The organism is Herbinix hemicellulosilytica, from assembly GCF_002904165.1.
GTDB lineage: Bacteria > Bacillota > Clostridia > Lachnospirales > Lachnospiraceae > Mobilitalea > Mobilitalea hemicellulosilytica.
This window is the reverse complement of record NZ_CVTD020000024.1, coordinates 118,605-138,070: the sequence shown is the minus strand read 5'-3', so window position 1 is coordinate 138,070 and position 19,466 is coordinate 118,605. Positions and strand designations below refer to the sequence as shown.

General features: G+C 37.4%; 15 protein-coding genes. 11 read left to right on the top strand and 4 right to left on the bottom strand.

Going from position 1 to position 19,466, the window contains the following annotated elements; translation table 11 throughout:
• Positions 1 to 17: 17 nt before the first annotated feature.
• The 3 genes from hydG to HHT355_RS10910 all read right to left on the bottom strand — a co-directional run bounded on the left by hydG (position 18) and on the right by HHT355_RS10910 (position 5,108).
• Positions 18 to 1,436 (bottom strand): [FeFe] hydrogenase H-cluster radical SAM maturase HydG, encoded by a 1,419-nt coding sequence (gene hydG, locus HHT355_RS10925; protein ID WP_103203486.1) that lies wholly within the window; start codon positions 1,434 to 1,436, stop codon positions 18 to 20.
• Positions 1,437 to 2,309: 873 nt separating this feature from the next.
• A complete protein-coding gene (gene hydE / locus HHT355_RS10915) occupies positions 2,310 to 3,365 on the bottom strand; it encodes a [FeFe] hydrogenase H-cluster radical SAM maturase HydE (protein ID WP_199179191.1) in 1,056 nt (351 codons plus the stop codon).
• 612 nt (positions 3,366 to 3,977) lie between these two features.
• Complete coding sequence (locus HHT355_RS10910) at positions 3,978 to 5,108, bottom strand: FprA family A-type flavoprotein (RefSeq protein ID WP_330403398.1); 1,131 nt, start codon at positions 5,106 to 5,108, stop codon at positions 3,978 to 3,980.
• 443 nt (positions 5,109 to 5,551) lie between these two features.
• Here HHT355_RS10910 and HHT355_RS10905 point away from each other — a divergent pair, with 443 nt between their 5' ends.
• The 11 genes from HHT355_RS10905 (at position 5,552) to rpsR (ending at position 18,190) form a co-directional block, all read left to right on the top strand.
• Positions 5,552 to 6,088 carry an inorganic diphosphatase gene (locus tag HHT355_RS10905; protein WP_103203482.1) on the top strand — a complete coding sequence of 179 codons (537 nt, stop codon included), beginning with the start codon at positions 5,552 to 5,554 and terminating at the stop codon, positions 6,086 to 6,088.
• 251 nt (positions 6,089 to 6,339) lie between these two features.
• Positions 6,340 to 6,720, top strand: coding sequence for a GntR family transcriptional regulator (locus HHT355_RS10900; protein ID WP_103203481.1), 381 nt, complete (start codon positions 6,340 to 6,342; stop codon positions 6,718 to 6,720).
• A 78-nt stretch (positions 6,721 to 6,798) separates the two neighbouring features.
• The gene (locus HHT355_RS10895) at positions 6,799 to 7,551 is read left to right on the top strand and encodes an ATP-binding cassette domain-containing protein (RefSeq protein ID WP_330403397.1); all 753 of its coding nucleotides are present in this window, start codon (positions 6,799 to 6,801) and stop codon (positions 7,549 to 7,551) included.
• 15 nt (positions 7,552 to 7,566) lie between these two features.
• Positions 7,567 to 8,307: a hypothetical protein gene (locus HHT355_RS10890; RefSeq protein ID WP_103203480.1), complete on the top strand. Its 741-nt coding sequence runs from the start codon at positions 7,567 to 7,569 to the stop codon at positions 8,305 to 8,307.
• A 533-nt stretch (positions 8,308 to 8,840) separates the two neighbouring features.
• The gene (locus HHT355_RS10885; RefSeq protein WP_103203479.1) at positions 8,841 to 11,651 is read left to right on the top strand and encodes a glycoside hydrolase family 48 protein; all 2,811 of its coding nucleotides are present in this window, start codon (positions 8,841 to 8,843) and stop codon (positions 11,649 to 11,651) included.
• 139 nt (positions 11,652 to 11,790) lie between these two features.
• Positions 11,791 to 14,769: a glycoside hydrolase family 9 protein gene (locus HHT355_RS10880; protein ID WP_103203478.1), complete on the top strand. Its 2,979-nt coding sequence runs from the start codon at positions 11,791 to 11,793 to the stop codon at positions 14,767 to 14,769.
• Between the two features lie 380 nt (positions 14,770 to 15,149).
• Positions 15,150 to 15,989, top strand: a complete 840-nt coding sequence (locus tag HHT355_RS10875; RefSeq protein WP_103203477.1) for an FGGY family carbohydrate kinase — start codon at positions 15,150 to 15,152, stop codon at positions 15,987 to 15,989.
• Between the two features lie 391 nt (positions 15,990 to 16,380).
• The gene (locus HHT355_RS10870) at positions 16,381 to 16,902 is read left to right on the top strand and encodes an STM3941 family protein (RefSeq protein WP_103203476.1); all 522 of its coding nucleotides are present in this window, start codon (positions 16,381 to 16,383) and stop codon (positions 16,900 to 16,902) included.
• A gap of 204 nt (positions 16,903 to 17,106) precedes the next feature.
• The gene (rpsF, locus tag HHT355_RS10865) at positions 17,107 to 17,397 is read left to right on the top strand and encodes a 30S ribosomal protein S6 (RefSeq protein WP_103203475.1); all 291 of its coding nucleotides are present in this window, start codon (positions 17,107 to 17,109) and stop codon (positions 17,395 to 17,397) included.
• Positions 17,398 to 17,439: 42 nt separating this feature from the next.
• Entirely contained in the window at positions 17,440 to 17,886 is a 447-nt protein-coding gene (locus tag HHT355_RS10860) for a single-stranded DNA-binding protein (RefSeq protein ID WP_103203474.1), read from the top strand.
• Positions 17,887 to 17,920: 34 nt separating this feature from the next.
• Positions 17,921 to 18,190 carry a 30S ribosomal protein S18 gene (gene rpsR, locus HHT355_RS10855; RefSeq protein ID WP_103203473.1) on the top strand — a complete coding sequence of 90 codons (270 nt, stop codon included), beginning with the start codon at positions 17,921 to 17,923 and terminating at the stop codon, positions 18,188 to 18,190.
• Positions 18,191 to 18,418: 228 nt separating this feature from the next.
• Here the strand turns inward: rpsR and HHT355_RS10850 are convergent, their stop codons facing one another.
• Positions 18,419 to 19,168 (bottom strand): SDR family oxidoreductase, encoded by a 750-nt coding sequence (locus HHT355_RS10850; RefSeq protein WP_330403396.1) that lies wholly within the window; start codon positions 19,166 to 19,168, stop codon positions 18,419 to 18,421.
• Between the last annotated feature and the right edge of the window lie 298 nt (positions 19,169 to 19,466).

Below are 19,466 nucleotides of genomic sequence, written 5' to 3'. Positions count from 1 at the left end.
AATTTAAAATAAATATTCTAGAATCTGAAATCTCTGTGTCCCTGTTTGATAAGACGCAGTTTCTCAATAGTTAAATTTCTTACCTTTTCGTTTGGAATGTTTTTTAGTTCCTTTTCTATTAATGCTTCCCCTTTAAGTCTGGTATCGTCAGATGCATAGTCTTCAAGGTATTCCTTTAAGGTCATAAGAGCGTTAGGATGGCAGCAGTTTGCAATTTGGCCCGATTTTACCAAAGTCATAAAACGGTCGCCTGTCCGCCCTTCCCGGTAGCAGGCCGTACAAAAGCTTGGAATATAGCCCAGGGATAAAAGCCAATTGACCACTTGATCCAGAGTTCTTTTGTCTTCTACTTCAAATTGGGAAGTGTCTTCATCTACGGGTTCTTCTTCCGCATATCCGCCCACATTGGTTCTTGAGCCGCCGCTGATTTGGGATACACCAAGATTGAGAACCCTTTCCCGGCTTTTTTGGGATTCACGGGTTGACACAATTATGCCTGTATAAGGAACTGCAATTCTAAGTACTGCAACAATTTTAGCAAAAAGATCATCACTTATTCCGTTGGAAAACCGGCTTGGATCTATATCGTCTGCAGGGCGGATTCTCGGTACGCTGATGGTATGAGGCCCAACCCCGAAAGCGGCTTCAAGGTGTTCTGCATGCATCAGAATACCGATAAAATCATATAGGTAATTATTTAAGCCAAATAATACTCCAAGGCCTACATCATCTATTCCGCCTTCCATAGCCCTGTCCATGGCTTCGGTATGCCAAGCATAATTATGTTTCGGGCCTGTAGGATGAAGCATTTCATAATTTCCCTTATGATATGTTTCCTGGAAAAGGATATAAGTGCCTATACCTGCTTCCTTTAATTTACGGTAGTTTTCCACAGTGGTTGCGGCAATATTGACATTTACCCGGCGGATTGAGCCGTTCTTGTGCTTTACCGAGTAAATGGTTTCAATGCTCTCAAGAATATATTCAATAGGATTGTTGACCGGGTCTTCGCCTGCTTCAATAGCCAGTCTTTTATGTCCCATATCCTGAAGGGCAATAACTTCGTTGCGGATTTGTTCCTGGGTTAATTTTTTCCTAGGGATATGTTTGTTGACATAATGGTAAGGACAATATACACATCCGTTGACACAGTAGTTGGAAAGATAAAGCGGGGCAAACATTACAATTCTGTTGCCATAGAACTTTTCTTTGATTTTTCTGGCAAGCTGACAGATTCTTTCTATTTCATCCGGAATATCGCATTCCAATAAGACAGCCGCTTCTCTATGGCTTAATCCTTTCATATCTTCAGCTTTTTTAATAATTTCGTCAATCAAAGCCTTGTTGTTTTTGTTTGCCCTTGCAAACTCAATTGAGTCAAGAATTTCCTCATGGTTAATAAATTCTTCTGCTACTTTCGATTTTACGTCATACATGATAACAGCCTCCTTCTTACATCCGCATTTATCCGATTAATTTTTGTTCCGGACGAGTCTGAAGGGAAGTAAAAATCCCTGTGTCCAAAACTGCTCTAGACACAGGGTAAGTAGGAAGCTGTATGTTAAATATTTCTCAGATGAAAATATATTTCATGCAAGGATACAAAAGTCACGGCAATCAATACATTTCCATAAAAAATATTTAATCTAAGATTTTCCTAACATGCCTTCCTACTTGGGCGAACCCTTGTCGTCAGAACATTTGTTATTTATTTAACAAAAATTATATAACATTATAATAGGGTTGTAAATGTTAAATACAACCAATTTTAAGCTGAATTACTGCCCTTATATGGTATATTTGATGAAGTATATTAGTTAGTTTGTGCCAATATCATAATAATTTGTATTACGTAAGGAGTATTACAATAATTAAAGGCTTCCAGAGCCGGAAACTTTGGAAGCCTTGGTTTTTAACATTTTTAAAATGGATAACTAAAATCTTAAATGGCTCTAAATCAGTCCATTTCTATGATCACGTATGGTCTGTTTTGCATAATCTTCCAGCAATCCAATATCATGCAGCAACCACAATACGGTATAGCGGTCTTTTGTATTACAAAGATCTGTTGAATCCGGCATTAAAAGGCCGTATCGTTTTCTCAGATCCTAACTCTTCATCAGCGGCATGGAACAACATTTGTATGCAAAAGCTCTTTTCTTCATACAATTGGGCTAATGTTATATGACCAGCCCAACTAATATTTAAGGGAAAAGACTGTAAACAACATATATAGGTAAATACATATAAATCTGATTATTACATGAATTTAACTATTATATCTGAACTGATTGCTTTATGAGTATAGCTTAATAGCTTAGGGGCTTATAATCCCCACGGTCAACAACAATTCTGTAACCTATGCGGTTAATCCTTCGTTCCAGGCAGTACCTGCATTCTGCAGCTTCGTCACCGGTGCAGATCTTATTGTCATAAAGTTCGTAATTCTTTCTGACATATGTGGGAGAAAGATTTGGCATGACTACGTTGGCACCGGATAGAATGCCCATTTCCCTGCCCTCGGGGTGTATGGTTCCCAAAGCCGTTGTGGCAGGAAGAAGCACATTCGGCAGCATAAGGCGGATTATACTAAGAAGCATTAAAGTAAGCCGCAAAGAGCCGGCCGCTTCGTTTGAAAAAGGGGTTTGGTGGTGGGGAATAAAGGGGCCGATACCTACCATATGAGGGTTTAGTTCTTTTATAAATAACAGGTCTTCTATAATATGGTCTACAGTCTGATAGGGAGAACCCACCATAAAACCGGCTCCTACCTGATAGCCGATTTCCTTTAAATTGACAAGACACTGCTTTCTGTTTTGCAAAGACAAACTCGGCGGATGCAGTTTCTTATAATGTTCTTCATTGGCGGTTTCATGGCGAAGTAAATATCTGTCCGCACCTGCTTTGAATAATCTTGCATAGGTGTCAAAACTTTTTTCACCTATGGATAAAGTAATGGCGCAGTCCGGATATTTGTTTTTTATGGCTTTTATAAGATCTTCCAGAAAATCGTCTGTATAGTAAGGATCTTCTCCCCCTTGCAGGACAAAGGTCCGAAAGCCAAGGGAGTAACCTGTGTCGGCGCAATTTAGGATTTCTTCCCGGGATAAACGGTAGCGTACCACTTCTTTATTGCTTCGGCGGATACCGCAGTAATAACAGTCGTTTTTGCAGTAGTTGGTAAATTCAATTAAGCCTCTAATATAAATTTTGTTGTCAAAGTATTTTTGTGCTGTAGAACAAGCACGTTCTTTTAAAAAAGCCAATTCTTCATCGGATATTTCTGTAATTAATAAACGAAATTCGTCTTCAGATAATATCCGGTTTGCTTCCAGTTTTTCTATAAGATATTTTACGCTTGGCATATTCATCCTCGCTTCCTGCTGATTATATAAAAACCCTGTGTCCTTCAGACACAGGGTAGGCTTTAAATTGCATAAAAATAGCATTGTACTGTTCATTCCTTTGTGACAGCTTATAATTTTTAAATATCTGCTAAATCGAAAATAATTACAATCTAGCCGTCACGCAGAATAACGAATAGTACAAAACACAAATTTACACCTTCCCACTTGGGCATAACCCTTGTCGTCAGGACAGTTTTTGTTATTTTCTTAACAAAGATTATATAATATCGGAGAATAAAAGTAAATAGATATTAATAATTTTTTCTGTTTTTTATCTGTATATATTTTCATAATATTTATGATTTAAATCTTTTAAGAATACAGGGTTTATATTATTTAAGATCCTTCTTTGTGGAAATTAATGAGAAATTTTCAATAACTATTGATTTTATCGGAAAATTTATGTATTAATATTAAGTACATACTGTTGAGGATGGGTATTTTATTATCAGGTTTTATTATTTAATATGTTAATTTAACATACGTATTTTTATGTTATTTAACAGCAAACCCCGTAATATGCCATAGATGGCTACGGGGTTTTGGTTTTCATGATTATTAAAAACTTATTTAATCCTGCATTGACTTGTAAATAGCGTCAGCCAGGTCGTCAAGTTCCTGCTCTCTGTCCTCTCTTAAGGATGATTTAATATCAATCGGAGTTCCAACAATCTCCATATTTTTCATATTGCTTATCATTTCTGTCATTATCTTGAGTGCTGCCGAAGCCCAGGTGTGGTTTCCGATCAAGGAGACTTTGCGGTTGCTGATGTTAAGCACAGCCAGTTCTCTTAAGAGAGAATCCATAGGGAAGTACAGATTCATATTATAAGTCGGTGCCGCAAAGACTACATGACTGTATTTAAAGATGTCGGATATGATATAAGACGGATGGGTTTTTGATATATCATAAACTCTTATGTCCTTAATGCCTCTTTGGGACAGTTTTGCAGCCAAAGCATTTACGGCGTTTTCCGTATTGCCATACATGGAACCGTATGCCAGGACTACCCCTTTCTTTTCCGGCTCATAGTTACTCCATTTATTGTACTTGTCCATGATGTAAGGAATCATGTCTCCGCGCCAGATATGGCCGTGTAAGGCGCATATCATTTTAATATCAAGTCCGGAAAGCTTTTTGAATAATGCCTGAACTTGTGTTCCGTACCTTCCTACAATATTGGTATAATAGCGTCTTGCTTCATCAAGATAAAAGCTGTCGTATTCTACCTGGTCGGCAAAAATATTTCCTGAAATAGCACCGAAGGCTCCGAAAGCATCGGCGGAAAACAGGATGCCCTGGGTTGTTTCGTAAGTAACCATAACTTCCGGCCAGTGTACCATAGGGGCCATATAGAAACGCAGGTTATGCTTTCCGAGGTTTATTTCCTGCCCTTCCTTAACCTCAATGCAATTGTCTGACATATCCATAGTGTAATACTGCCTAAAAAATTGAAATGTCTTGGTGTTGCCGATTACTTTTACATTAGGGAAACGCCTTAATATTTCCTCAATATTGGCACAATGGTCAGGTTCCATATGGTTTATTACCAGATAGTCAAGCTGCCTGCCATTTAGCACATGGAGGATGTTTTCTATATATTCAGCACTGATAGCCGCATCCACAGTATCAAGCAAGGCTGTTTTTTCGTCCATAATTAAATATGAGTTGTATGCTACTCCGTGGGGCAGGGGAAACATGTTTTCAAAGCGCTCAATCCTCCGGTCACTTCCTCCAACATAATAAATATTTGATAAAATTTCATATGTCGTATTTATAGTAAACCCTCCTTATCATAAAATCTTTTTTATCAGATATCCCGTTTTAAAAAGCAATTATACTTATACAATATTCTACCACATTTATCAAGAAGGCGGTCATAATATTTATAATATTTTTGGAATATGTTTTATATCAGATTATTTTTAGCAAATCTAATCCGATATAAGAAATATTATTTAAACATAGCTAAAACATTGATAAGTAATTATCATAATTTTGCACCTATGCGGTAGCTTACTGCAATAAAAATATTAATGTTATAAATTCATCAAAATATTTGTATTTTTACTTTCTTTTGTTATAATACTATAGATTATTTGAATTATAAAAAAATTATAAAAAAGAAAGTGCAGGTGAATGTATGGTAAATATTTGGCACGATATAAGTCCTGACAGAATTAAGCCGGATGATTTTGTTGCCGTTATTGAAATATCAAAGGGAAGTAAGAAAAAGTATGAACTGGACAAGGAAACCGGTCTGATTATCCTTGACCGAATTTTGTATACATCTACCCACTATCCCGCAAATTACGGTTTTATTCCAAGAACTTACGGAGACGATATGGATCCGCTGGATGTACTGGTTTTGTGTTCGGAATCTATCGAACCATTAACTTTGGTAAGATGCTATCCGATTGGGGTAATGAATATGATTGACAACGGAATGGGAGACGAAAAAATCATAGCCATTCCTTTTAACGATCCAAACTTTAATATATATAAAAATATTAACGAATTACCGCCTCATTTATTCAGTGAAATGCGTCATTTTTTTAGTGTTTATAAGGAACTGGAAAACAAAGAAACGGCGGTAAATGAATTTAGCGGGCCGGAAGAGGCTATGAAAATTATAGAGTACTGTATAAAAAATTATAATAAAGTATTTAATTCAAAGTAATTTTATAATTAAAGATTAATTATTTACTTAAAATAGAATATATAGCAGTTTTACTATTGTAAATTTTAAATAACATTATACAGAATGGGACGGTTATCCCATTCTTTTTTATTTAATTAAGAAAATATTTGCCTGTTATCAAAAAAGTGCTTTCATTATTAATAAAAAGGTATTGACAAATAAAGTTAAACGATATACTATTATGGTTAGTTAGTTAAGTAATTAACCAGCACAGAAAGGAGGGCACGGATTTGCAGATAAACTTTGACAATGAACGGCCTATATTTATTCAAATAGCTGAATGGATAGAAGATGCGATTTTAGCGGGAGCATTTCCGGAAGAAACCCAGATTCCGTCCATAACAGAATTTTCCGTTAACTATAAGATAAATCCTGCTACTGCTTTAAAAGGAATAAATATTTTGGTTGAAGAAGGAATTGTATATAAAAAGAGGGGGATAGGAATGTTTGTTGCAGCCGGAGCGGTTAAGAAGCTGAAAGAAAAAAGGAAAGAACAGTTTTATGATAACTTTATCAGAAAATTGGTTGATGAAGCCAAGCGTTTAGAGATATCCAAGGATGAGGTAATAAATTTATTGGAAAGAGGATATGACCATGAGTATAGAAATTAGAAAAATTTCAAAAAGCTACGGAAATATATTTGCTTTGGATCAGGTAAGTTTTACTTTTGAGGAAGATAAAATCTCGGTTTGCTTGGTAGAAACGGTGCGGGAAAAACCACCCTGCTTAATATTATAACTAACCGCATTTTTCCGGATACAGGTGAGGTTTTGATAGACGGCATACCCGTAAAAGAAAATGACGATGCCTTAAAGAAAGTTTATATGATGAGTGAAAATAATTTTTATCCGGCAGGTATGAAGATAAAAGAAATTTACCGCTGGACAAAAGAATTTTATCCTGATTTCGATACGGAGTATGCCAATAAACTGGCCGATATGTTCGAACTTAGCCTGAATAAAACAGTAAAATCTTTATCCACCGGCTATAATTCGATTTTTAAAATTATTATAGCTCTCAGCGTAAACACACCCTATGTTTTTTTAGATGAGCCTGTGCTTGGACTTGATGCCAATCACAGAGATATGTTTTACCGCCTTTTATTGGAAAAATATAGTGAATCGCCTTCAACGTATGTATTGTCTACCCATCTGATTGAAGAGGTTTCAAATGTAATTGAACATATAATTATTTTAAAAAAAGGAAAGATTATCAAGGACGAATCAAGAGAAGATTTAATGTCTTATGGATATGCCGTATCCGGCAAAGTAAGCCTTGTGGATGAATTTATTATCGATAAAAATGTTATAGGTATAGATTCTATCGGAGGGTTGAAATCTGCTTATATTATGGGCCAGGTTCCTAAGGGAAATTTGCCTGAAGGGCTGGAAATAAGCAAAATGGATCTGCAGAAATTATTTATTAAGCTGACTGATAATTAGAAAGGAGGATAAAAAATGAGAGTAAAAAGCGTGATAAAATATCAATCTCATGATTATATAAAAGCGGCACGGGGTTATTACTTAACCTTCATTGGTATTACAGTTTTTTTTGGATTGATTCTTAGAGGAAGAGGAACTTATACTATAGGCGGATATGAGTTTTTGACTTGTATTTTTCTGTTTGTAGTTGGTTTATCATCTTTTAAGGAATTTTTTCTTATGATGCTGCAAAACAGTATTTCAAGAAAAACAATGTTTATCAGCAAACTGATTACAATACTTTTCATGGGCCTGATCTTGGCTGTGTCAGACAGGATAATTATACTTATCGGCAAATTACTTAGTAATATAAGCGAAAATATTGAGATATTAGGATTTTACGACAGGGTCTTTAAATCAAGAATGTCATTACTAAATCCGGTTGTATCTAATTTAGAAGCAATCTTTATTACTATATTTACGTATATTGCGGTAACATTAGTCGGATATTTTGTCGGAATTATTTATTATAAAATGAATAAGACTTTAAAACTGTTTGTTTCCATAGGAGTTCCTGCAACATTATTTGTCTTACTACCTTTGTTTGATTCGATGTTTTTTGGCGGAAATTTATCCAAGTTTATTCTTAAAGCAATACAGTTTATATTCAATGGAAAGAACCCTTATAATCTGCTTTTGGTATGCGTAGGAGTTATAGCGGTTTGCATCGTGTTATGCTGGCTTTTAATTAGAAGGGCTGTGGGAAAAGATAAATGATATTATTATGAATATGTCGATAGACACAGTTTAAGTTTAATTAATCAATATAATGTTATTCCTTAATCAACATTAAATTTACGCCCCTGTTACCGGAAGGTAATAAGGGGTATTTTTTATACAAAGCTGTCAGGGAAGTTAATCAATAGACATTTTCCAGTCAAAATCTAAGCCCTGACATTAACCCGGCTATGTTTAGTTAAAATGAGAATAAATTATTAAGTAATCAGATAACAGAATAAGTTGTGGCAAAATAATAAAAAAATTTACAAAATATGGTTGACAAATTATGTAGAATAATGTATCATAATGAACGCAAAGGAAAATATTGTATATTATTACTAAATATTTATATAAAGAAGGTGATGATATTTTGGCATATTATTCTGATCAGCTTATTTATTTGACTATGGATTAGAAAGCTGCGTAAGGGGGTGATGAGGGGATAATAGCGGCAAATCTGTAGTCAGATAATAAGTTGGATATATATTTGGTAACTGTAAATACTTTCGATTAGAAAGGGGATGAGGTATATGAAAAAAGGATTTAAGAAAAGAATTTCATGGGTACTGGTTTTATCACTTCTTTTGGGTTTTGTGACACAACTTTCCCTGGGACAAAAGCAGCTTACGGCTTATGCTGCTTCTGACAATCCATACAAACAAAGGTTCCTTGAAATATGGGAAGAACTTCACGACCCTGCTAACGGATATTTCAGTTCTCACGGGATACCTTATCATTCCATTGAAACATTGATTATAGAAGCGCCTGACTATGGACATGTTACAACCAGCGAAGCCATGAGTTATTATCTCTGGCTTGAAGCTATGTACGGTAAATTTACCGGTGATTTCTCTTATTTTAATAAAGCATGGGAAACCATCGAAAAGTACATGATACCTACCGAACAGGATCAGCCTAACAGAAGTATGGCCAGATACAACCCTTCTTCCCCTGCTACATATGCTCCTGAATGGGAAGAACCGAATTTGTATCCGGCCCAGCTTGATTTCTCTGCTCCGGTAGGAACAGACCCTATTCATAATGAGCTTGTAAGTGCATACGGAACAAATACGCTTTACGGAATGCACTGGTTACTTGACGTAGATAACTGGTATGGCTTCGGAAGACGAGCCGATGGGACAAGTTCACCTTCATATATTAATACATTCCAAAGGGGAAGTCAAGAATCCGTATGGGAAACTATTCCTCAACCCTGCTGGGATGATATGACTATGGGTGGAAGGAACGGATATCTGGATCTTTTCACCGGAGACAGTCAATATGCTGCGCAGTTTAAATATACCAATGCACCGGATGCGGATGCCAGAGCAATACAGGCTACATACTGGGCATATCAATGGGCAAAAGAATACGGAATTGATTTAAGCGAGAATGTTAAGAGAGCATCCAAAATGGGTGACTATCTGCGTTATGCAATGTTTGACAAATACTTTAGAAAAATTGGAGATTCCAAACAAGCGGGAACAGGTTACGATGCAGCTCATTATCTGTTGTCCTGGTATTATGCATGGGGCGGCGGAATTACGGCTGACTGGGCGTGGATCATAGGCTGTAGCCATGCTCATTTCGGTTATCAGAACCCTATGGCTGCATGGATCTTAGCCAATGATCCTGCATTTAAACCGGCATCAACCAACGGTGCCAGAGACTGGGCTGAGAGCTTGGATCGTCAGCTTGAATTCTATCAATGGTTACAATCGGCTGAGGGAGCTATTGCGGGCGGAGCCTCCAATTCCTATAAAGGCCGTTATGAAACTTTACCCGCAGGTACTTCCACATTCTATGGTATGGGATACGAAGAACATCCCGTTTACCATGATCCCGGAAGCAATACCTGGTTCGGTTTCCAGGCATGGTCAATGCAAAGAGTAGCCGAGTATTATTATAAGACTGGCGATACCAGAGCCAAGAACCTGCTTGACAAGTGGGTAAGCTGGGTTAAGTCCGTTGTAAGACTTAACAGCGACGGCACCTTTGAAATACCAAGCAACCTTGAGTGGTCCGGACAGCCGGATACCTGGACGGGCACATATACTGGCAATCCCAACCTCCATGTAGAAGTCGTTTCTTACGGTTTAGACCTGGGTGTAGTCGGTTCTCTTGCCAACACATTATTATATTATGCAAAGGCTTCCGGCGATGACGAAGCCCGTACCCTTGCCAAGGAATTACTTGATCGTATGTGGAATCTGTACAGGGATGACAAGGGGCTTTCGGCTCCTGAAGTAAGAGAAGATTATGTGAGATTCTTCGAACAGGAAGTATATGTACCTCAGGGTTGGTCAGGAACTATGCCTAACGGTGACAGAATTGAACCGGGCATTAAATTTATCGATATTCGTTCAAATTATCTGAATGACCCTGATTATCCTAAGCTGCTTGAGGCTTACAATTCCGGAAAAGCTCCCGAATTCAGATATCACAGATTCTGGGCACAATGTGATATCGCTATCGCAAACGGAATATATGCGATACTCTTTGAAGAAAGCGAAGAGCCTGTTAATAATTCAATAATTACACCTACCTCCGCTACATTCGATAAGAATGAAGATAATCAGGCTGATATTAATGTTACGGTAACATACAACGGTAATACTTTAGTCGGAATTAAGTCAGGAGACTCATATTTGACAGAAGGTACCGACTATACCGTAAACGGTAATATTGTAACCATAAAGAAAGAGTTCCTGGCAGAACAAGCTGTAGGAAGCCTAACCCTGGTATTTGATTTCAGTGCAGGACTTGATCGTACTTTAACCGTCGATATTATAGATACCACCGAAGAACCCGGTGAACCACAAGAGCCGGAAGAACCAGAAGAGCCAGAAGAACCTGAAGAACCTGAAGAACCGGAAGAACCTGTAGAAGGCGTACTTAATATTCAGTCATTTAACGCCTTAACACAGGGAGTAACCAATTCCATTATGCCGAGATTTAGAATCAGCAATACCGGAAATACAAGCATACCTTTATCTGAAGTTAAGATCAGGTATTACTATACCGTTGACGGTGATATTGCTCAGAATTTCTGGTGCGATTGGTCAAGTGTCGGCAGCAACAATGTAATCGGCACATTTGTGAAGATGGATACTCCTAAGGCGGGTGCCGATTATTATCTGGAAATAAGCTTTACAAGCCAGGCAGGAGATCTTGCACCCGGAGCTTCAATCGAGGTTCAGGGAAGATTTGCGAAGTCTGACTGGACAAACTATACACAGACCGACGACTATTCATTCAATCCGACAGCCACCTATTATGCCGATTTCAATAAGATAACGGCGTATGTATCCGGTAATCTGGTATTCGGTATTGAGCCGTAAAAATGCCGCAGCATTATTTATAAAAGTTCGGGTGCATGGTAATCATGCACCCGGACAATAAAAGAATTTATAATGTCGTGGATTTATACTAATAAAAAATTTATAGGAAGTTTTTAAAATAAATGAAGGGAGGAAATATATGCGTAAGTATTTATCACTGGTTCTGATTTTAAGTTTGATTGGTTCTGTTTTGATTAATGTGCCTAAAAAGGCGGAAGCGGCAGATTATAATTATGGGGAAGCACTGCAAAAGGCTATTATGTTCTACGAATTCCAAAGATCAGGTAAATTACCTGAAAACAAAAGAGACAACTGGCGCGGAGATTCCGGTTTGGAAGACGGAGCTGACGTAGGTCTTGATCTTACCGGTGGCTGGTATGACGCCGGTGATCATGTGAAGTTTAACCTTCCGATGGCTTACTCACAGGCAATGCTGGCCTGGGCCGTATATGAAGCAGAAGACGCTTTGGAAAGAAGCGGCCAGTTGGGATACCTTCTGGATGCAATAAAATGGGTCAGTGACTATCTTATTAAATGCCATCCTTCTGCCAATGTATTCTACTATCAGGTTGGTGACGGTAATCTTGATCACTCCTGGTGGGGACCGGCAGAAGTTATGCAGATGAAAAGACCTTCATATAAAGTAGATTTGTCAAGTCCCGGCTCAACTGTAGTAGCGGAAGCAGCTGCAGCTTTGGCATCCGCTGCGGTGGTATTTGCCGACAGGGATCCTTCTTATGCGGCTACCTGCATAAGACATGCGAAAGAACTGTACAACTTTGCGGAAGTTACCAAGAGTGACAGCGGTTATACGGCAGCTAACGGTTTCTATACATCCCACAGCGGTTTCTATGATGAGCTTTCCTGGGCCGGAGTATGGTTATATCTGGCAACAGGAGATGAAACTTACCTGGATAAGGCTGAGCAGTATGTAGCATATTGGGGAACAGAGCCTCAGACAGATATCATATCCTATAAATGGGCTCATTGCTGGGACGATGTTCACTATGGTGCATGCCTTCTTCTTGCCAAGATAACCAATAAGCAGGTATACAAGGATGCAATTGAAAGACACCTTGATTACTGGTCCGTAGGCTATAACGGAGAAAGGATAAATTATACTCCAAAAGGATTGGCATATCTGGATACATGGGGAGCCCTTCGTTATGCAACAACTACAGCGTTCCTTGCCAGTGTTTATGCGGACTGGGAAGGCTGCAGCAGTGAAAAGGCTAATATCTACAATGCTTTTGCCAAGCAGCAGATTGACTACGCTTTAGGTAGTTCTGGAAGAAGCTTTGTGGTAGGTTTCGGTGTTAATCCTCCTAAGAGACCTCATCATAGAACAGCTCATAGTTCCTGGGCCGACAGTATGAATACACCTAATTATCACCGTCATGTACTTATAGGTGCTTTGGTTGGAGGTCCCGGAAGCGATGACAGCTACACCGATGATGTCAGCAATTATGTTAATAACGAAGTGGCCTGTGACTATAATGCAGGCTTTGTAGGTGCTCTTGCCAAGATGTATGAAGACTATGGCGGAACTCCTATACCTAATCTCACAGCGTTTGAAGAAATAACCAATGATGAATTCTTTGTCATGGCCGGTATCAATGCACAAGGTCAGAACTTTATCGAAATTAAAGCTCTGCTTCATAACCAGTCCGGCTGGCCCGCAAGAGTCGGAGACAAACTTTCCTTCCGTTATTTCATCGATCTGACAGAGGTTATTGAAGCAGGATACGGGGTAAATGATATTACTATTTCAACTAACTATAACAGCGGAGCAAAGGTTACCGGACCTCATCCTTGGAATGTAGCTGAAAATATTTATTATATAGATGTTGACTTTACTGGAACAAAGATTTATCCCGGTGGCCAATCGGCATACAGAAAAGAAGTTCAGTTCAGAATTGCCGCTCCTATGAATACAAACTTCTGGAATAACGACAATGACTATTCGTTTAAGGATATTAAGGGAGTATCTTCCGGTAATACTGTTAAGACCGTTTATATCCCTGTATATGATGACGGTGTTCTGGTATTCGGTCAGGAACCCGGCAGTGGCAGCGGTGAGAATAACTCAACCATATCAATAACCAATGCTACATTTGATAAAAATCCTGAAAATCAAAAAGACATACAGGTTGTTATGACATTAAACGGCAATACCTTTAACGGAATTAAGTACGGCAATACTCAGCTTAGGGCCGGAACAGATTATACGGTATCGGGTAATACGGTAACTATATTAAAGAGCTATCTGGCTTCATTCGATACCGGTACCGTCCGTCTGACATTTGATTTCAGCGGCGGCATCGATCCTGTGCTGACAATCACTATTGTCGATACAACTCCGGAAGAGCCTGAACAACCTAATGCCTCTATTAGTCCTACTTCGGCTGAATTTGACAAGAATCCTGAGGCAAGCAGGGATATTAAGGTTACGGTTGATCCTAACGGCAATACTTTATTAGCCATCAAAAACGGCAATACGGTATTGGTTCAGGACAGAGATTACAGCATAAACGGCAATGAAGTTACTATCTTTAAAGAATACCTGGCAACACTTGCTACCGGAAGGGTAACTTTAACCTTTGATTTTGACGCAGGCGTTGATCCGGTTCTTACTGTAAACATAATAGATTCCACACAGGTTGAGACAGGAAATATTAAGTTAGAAATGTACAGCGGCAATACTTCCGATATAATTAACGGAATTATGCCGAGATACAGGATTACCAATACCGGAACCACACCTATTAGACTGTCCGATGTGAAGATCCGTTACTATTATACAATCGACGGTGAAAAGAGTCAGAATTTCTGGTGCGACTGGTCTACAGTCGGAAGCAATAATGTAACAGGCACCTTTGTCAAGATGGCAGAACCTAAGGAGGGCGCAGATTATTACTTAGAAACCGGATTTACCGAAGAAGCAGGTTATCTGCAGCCTAATCAAAGCATAGAGGTTCAAAACCGCTTCTCAAAGAGTGACTGGAGCGACTATAATCAGAGCAATGACTACTCATTCAGTACAAATAGCTCTTACGGCAGCAATAATAAAGTGACCGTTTACTTATCAGGAGTTTTGGTAGGCGGAATAGAACCGTGATATCCAAATAACTCATCTTTTATAATAAATAATTAATAAAGAAGCTGCCGCTTCAACCTTACATGGGATGAAGCGGGCTTCTTTTTTTGCTTTATTGCCGGTAACAGGCAGTATGATGCTATAAAGAGTATTTAGTATAAAGCTTTTTTATAATTGAAATATTTATTAAACCTCAAAATTTTGAAAGTAAAATATTTAAGCTATACCTAACTTTAAATAATTATTTTTTTAATCAAACTATATAAACCAAATATTAATGGGATAGGAAAATAAAAATAATTAAATTGAAGAGATAAAAAATAACAAGTTAACTTCAGGCATCTTTATGAAGGTATCTGCTTATTATTTAATAAAACATTTATTAATAAGAGGGATAATTTATGGGAGGTTTGTATTTGGTTGCAGACATAAATGAAAAGGAAGGATGTCATTATCTGGGCCGGTTGGAAGACGGAAAAATTAAGCTTGAAGAAGTATATAGGTTTGAGATAAAGCAAATACAAAAAAACGGGAATGAAATGTGGGATTTAAAATACATATTCGAGCAGATTAAGGCAGGTATAGCAAACTGCAGAAAAATTGGAAAACTTCCGGTTCTGGTAAGTATCGCTGCATGTGACGATTTATTTGTACTTCTTGATCAGGATAATAAGGTTATTGATGATATGATATTTAACCTTGATGAGCTTAAAAATCCTGAAACTTTTAAAAATGAATATTTACCGTATATTAAACAGGCCAAATGTTTTCTTATGTTGGCCGACTATTTTTGCTTTTTGCTTACAGGAAGAATGCAATGTAACTGTACATACCTTATTCCGGGGGGCTTGGTAACAAAAGATACGCTAAACTGGAATGAAGAGATTATTGAAAAAATGGGACTAAACAAATCTCAATTTCCTCCCGTATCCCGTCCGGGAAATGTAATAGGCAATCTGACTCTTGAGATAACCGACGAAATCGGATACGATTTTATACTTATGGAAACGCTGTCAAGACAAACTGCCGCTTCCATATTTAAATCAGCAGAGAATAGTATTGGTAAAGAGAATGAAAACATACAAGATACAGACCAAACTCAACAGACGGATAGAATAAGTATTCCTGACGAGCTGAAAATTATTATAGGGTGTCTATGTATACTGTTTATAATCAGTCATGAATTAAAGGATATGGATGCTGCCATAGAAACTATTCGAAAATATCTGTTAAGCCAATAATAGGATAATGAATTATCTTATGGGGCGCTCAAGGGAACCTGAGATATATTAATATTAAATTAAGGTGGGTTTGTGAGTCATAGACGAACTTTTACATCCGTCTATGACTCATTATATATGAAAATCTATTACAATTTATTATCCGGTATCAAGAAAATTATGGCTTATTTTATTTAATAGGAATATACGGATTTACATGAAAATTTTTTTATTATGTTAATTGAATATGTTAAACAAGAATTGTTTGTGTTTTACATAATCGGGTAATTATCTTGAAATGTCAGAATATTTATCGCTTTATTACCATAAAGTACTTGAAATTTGTAAATAAAACATATAGAATAAAGTAGATTAATTAAGTATGCTAATGATGGTAAGAGGGGTGAAGCCGGTGGGCGATATTATTATTGAAGAGACAAACTACAGGGCTTTTGTTATTATGATGGCGGATATTTTTATGCTTATAGCATCGATTGCTGTCATGATATTTGGTATTGCAAAAGAAAAAAGGCTCTGTATCTTTGTTGGTATTCTGGCAACAGTTCTATTTTTTATTGGATTGATTGCCGCCATACTAAAAGCTTCCGTTAAAAAAATATTTCTTACCATTACGGTTGACGGCATATTGGACAGTTCATCAAAAGGCGGTTACGGCTTCATACCTTATAAAGATATTGAAGATTTTGAGATAATAAACTATTACGGAACAGAAACTATTGCCGTTATACTTAAAAATCCGGAAGATTTCATTGCCAAATTACCATTAAGCAAAAAAATGCAGGCAAGAAGAAATTTAAGTTTAAAACTTCCTGCTGTTATATTACATACGGACCTTGTTAAAGACATGATACCCCAGGACATACTTACCCTGCTTACAAAAAGGCTAAGGGATTATAATAGATTATATCTTTAAACGAAATGGTGCATCTTGTATATAAAATTTTTCTATAATTGTAAAAAAAATAGGTTGTTTTATTTTAGAATCTATGGTAACATAACAAATTGTGATATGTTATACATTAATCCTTGCTCTTTTAATACATGATCTAAATGCAGCTTTCATGAAGATTTATGTAGTAAAAAGGGCCAGAAGTCCAGAAGGAGGTGCAACGCAACTATGAAGAATCAATATGAATTAGCCTTAGTTGTTAATGCAAAGATTGAGGATGAAGAAAGAGTAGCAACCTTAGAAGAGGCGAAAGAAATTATAACCAGATTCGGTGGCACAGTTACCAATGTGGAAGACTGGGGCAAGAAGAAACTGGCATATGAGATTCAGAAGATGAAAGAGGGCTACTACTATTTCATCCAGTTCGAAGCTGATTCTACTGTTCCTAATGAGGTTGAACGTAGAGTTCGCATTATGGAAAAAGTAATCAGATACTTATGCGTCAAAAAAGATGCTTAAGCGTACTACCTACTAAGGCGATAGAAAAGGGGGTAGTAACGATTGAATAAAGTGATATTAATGGGCCGTTTGACCAGAGACCCCATAGTGAGGTATTCACAAGGAGAGAATTCGATAGCAGTCGCCAGATTTACATTGGCAGTAGACCGCAGGTTCAGAAGAGCCGGCGATAATCAGGATGCCGATTTTATAAGTTGTGTAACTTTCGGTAAACAGGCTGAATTTGTCGAGAAGTATTTTAGACAGGGTATGAAGATGGCTGCTGTCGGACGTATTCAAACCGGCAGTTATACCAATAACGAAGGGCAGAGAGTCTATACCACCGATGTGGTAGTGGAAGAGATTGAATTTGCCGAAAGCAAATCAAGCAGCAGCTCTGGTATGGCCGATAATTATCAAAAGGATTTCATGCCTGAACCGATCTCTGCTATGGGTGAAGGATTCATGAACATCCCAGATGGAATAGATGAAGAATTACCGTTTAATTAATTGTTATATAAAGATCGGATAAGGAGGTCATGGTATGGCGCAAACAAAGAGCGAAAAGACTGATGCTCAGGCTAAGAAGAAAACGTTTACCCGTAGAAGAAAAAAAGTTTGTGTATTCTGCGCTGATAAGAACAATACAGGCATTGATTATAAAGATGTAAACAAATTAAAGAGATATGTTTCTGAAAGAGGTAAGATTCTTCCCAGAAGAATTACCGGTAACTGCGCAAAGCATCAGAGAGCTTTGACTGTTGCAATTAAAAGAGCAAGACATATCGCATTAATGCCTTACACAACTGAGTAAGGTCTTGATTTTCAGGGCTTTCAGGCTTTGATAAAGGCATAGTACACGATTTAGACACACTTTTTAAAGGACTCTTAATTAAGAGTCCTTTTTTATGCCATCAATCTTTGAAAATATGCCAGAAATTATTATCAATAGAGTTTAGCAGAACAGAAGCAAATAAATCTTTTTTTTCATGAATGATTTTTCAGTGTGTGTCTTCATACTGAGGGACGGAAATGTATTTTTTTACGGAAACGGGACTTGATAAGACCATCCATAATCCCCGTGGTAAATCATTTGCTTTGTCATACCGCCGTCGACGGTAAAGTTCTGACCGGTAATAAAGCCGGCTTTTTCGCTGCAAAGATATAAAACCATATCGGCGATATCATCGGGGACACCGATTCTTCCGGCCGGATGCTGAAGGTGATCGATTTCAGAATAAGGTAAATGACCTGTATCTATCCAACCGGGACTTATAGAATTTACTCTTGCCCTGCCCGCAAGAGTTATACTCATTCCATGAGTTAAAGAAATGATGCCTCCTTTGGCAGCGGTATAACTTTCGGTATCGGGCTGCGACATAAATGCCCTGGTAGAAGCTATATTTACGATGGAAGCATTGGGATTAAGATGCGGCATAAGCAGTTTGGTAAGATAAAAGGGTGCGCTTACTCCAAGCCGCAGGACATAATTAAAATCTTCATAGCTGCAAGTGTTTAAGCCGCCTTTTCCCACGCAGGCGTTGTTTACTATAATATCTACCGCAGGATAAAGTTTTAAAAGTTCGGCTACAAAGTCTTCTATTACATTCGGCTCAGTTATGTCACCATGATAAAACATAATAGATTCTGCCGGATACTTGCTTGTCAGTAACTCACATGCTTTTTTATCCACATCAATTACGGCAACAAAATTCCCTTCTTCAATAAAACGCTCAGTAATTCTTAGGCCTATTCCGTTTGCACCGCCGGTTACTATGCATACTTTTTTCATAAAAATCCTCCTGTATTTTAAATCTTTTAATTAAAATGATTTATAAATTAACATAAATAAAACCGGTTTGAAAAAGAATACCTGCCGGGATTTAAATTATTATAACAAATTTTTTGGATGTATATATTTAAGATCCAATTCTAAGGTATTATTTTAAGTATCTTTTTTCAAGGCTTTTTTAATTAAGGTCCGATTGATTCCAGTAAAATTTAGTGAGATTTTTTGAGAAAGCTGATATAATTAAACCACTTATATATGTTTATTTAATTTTAATACAAAAATTTATTTCAGATATTTA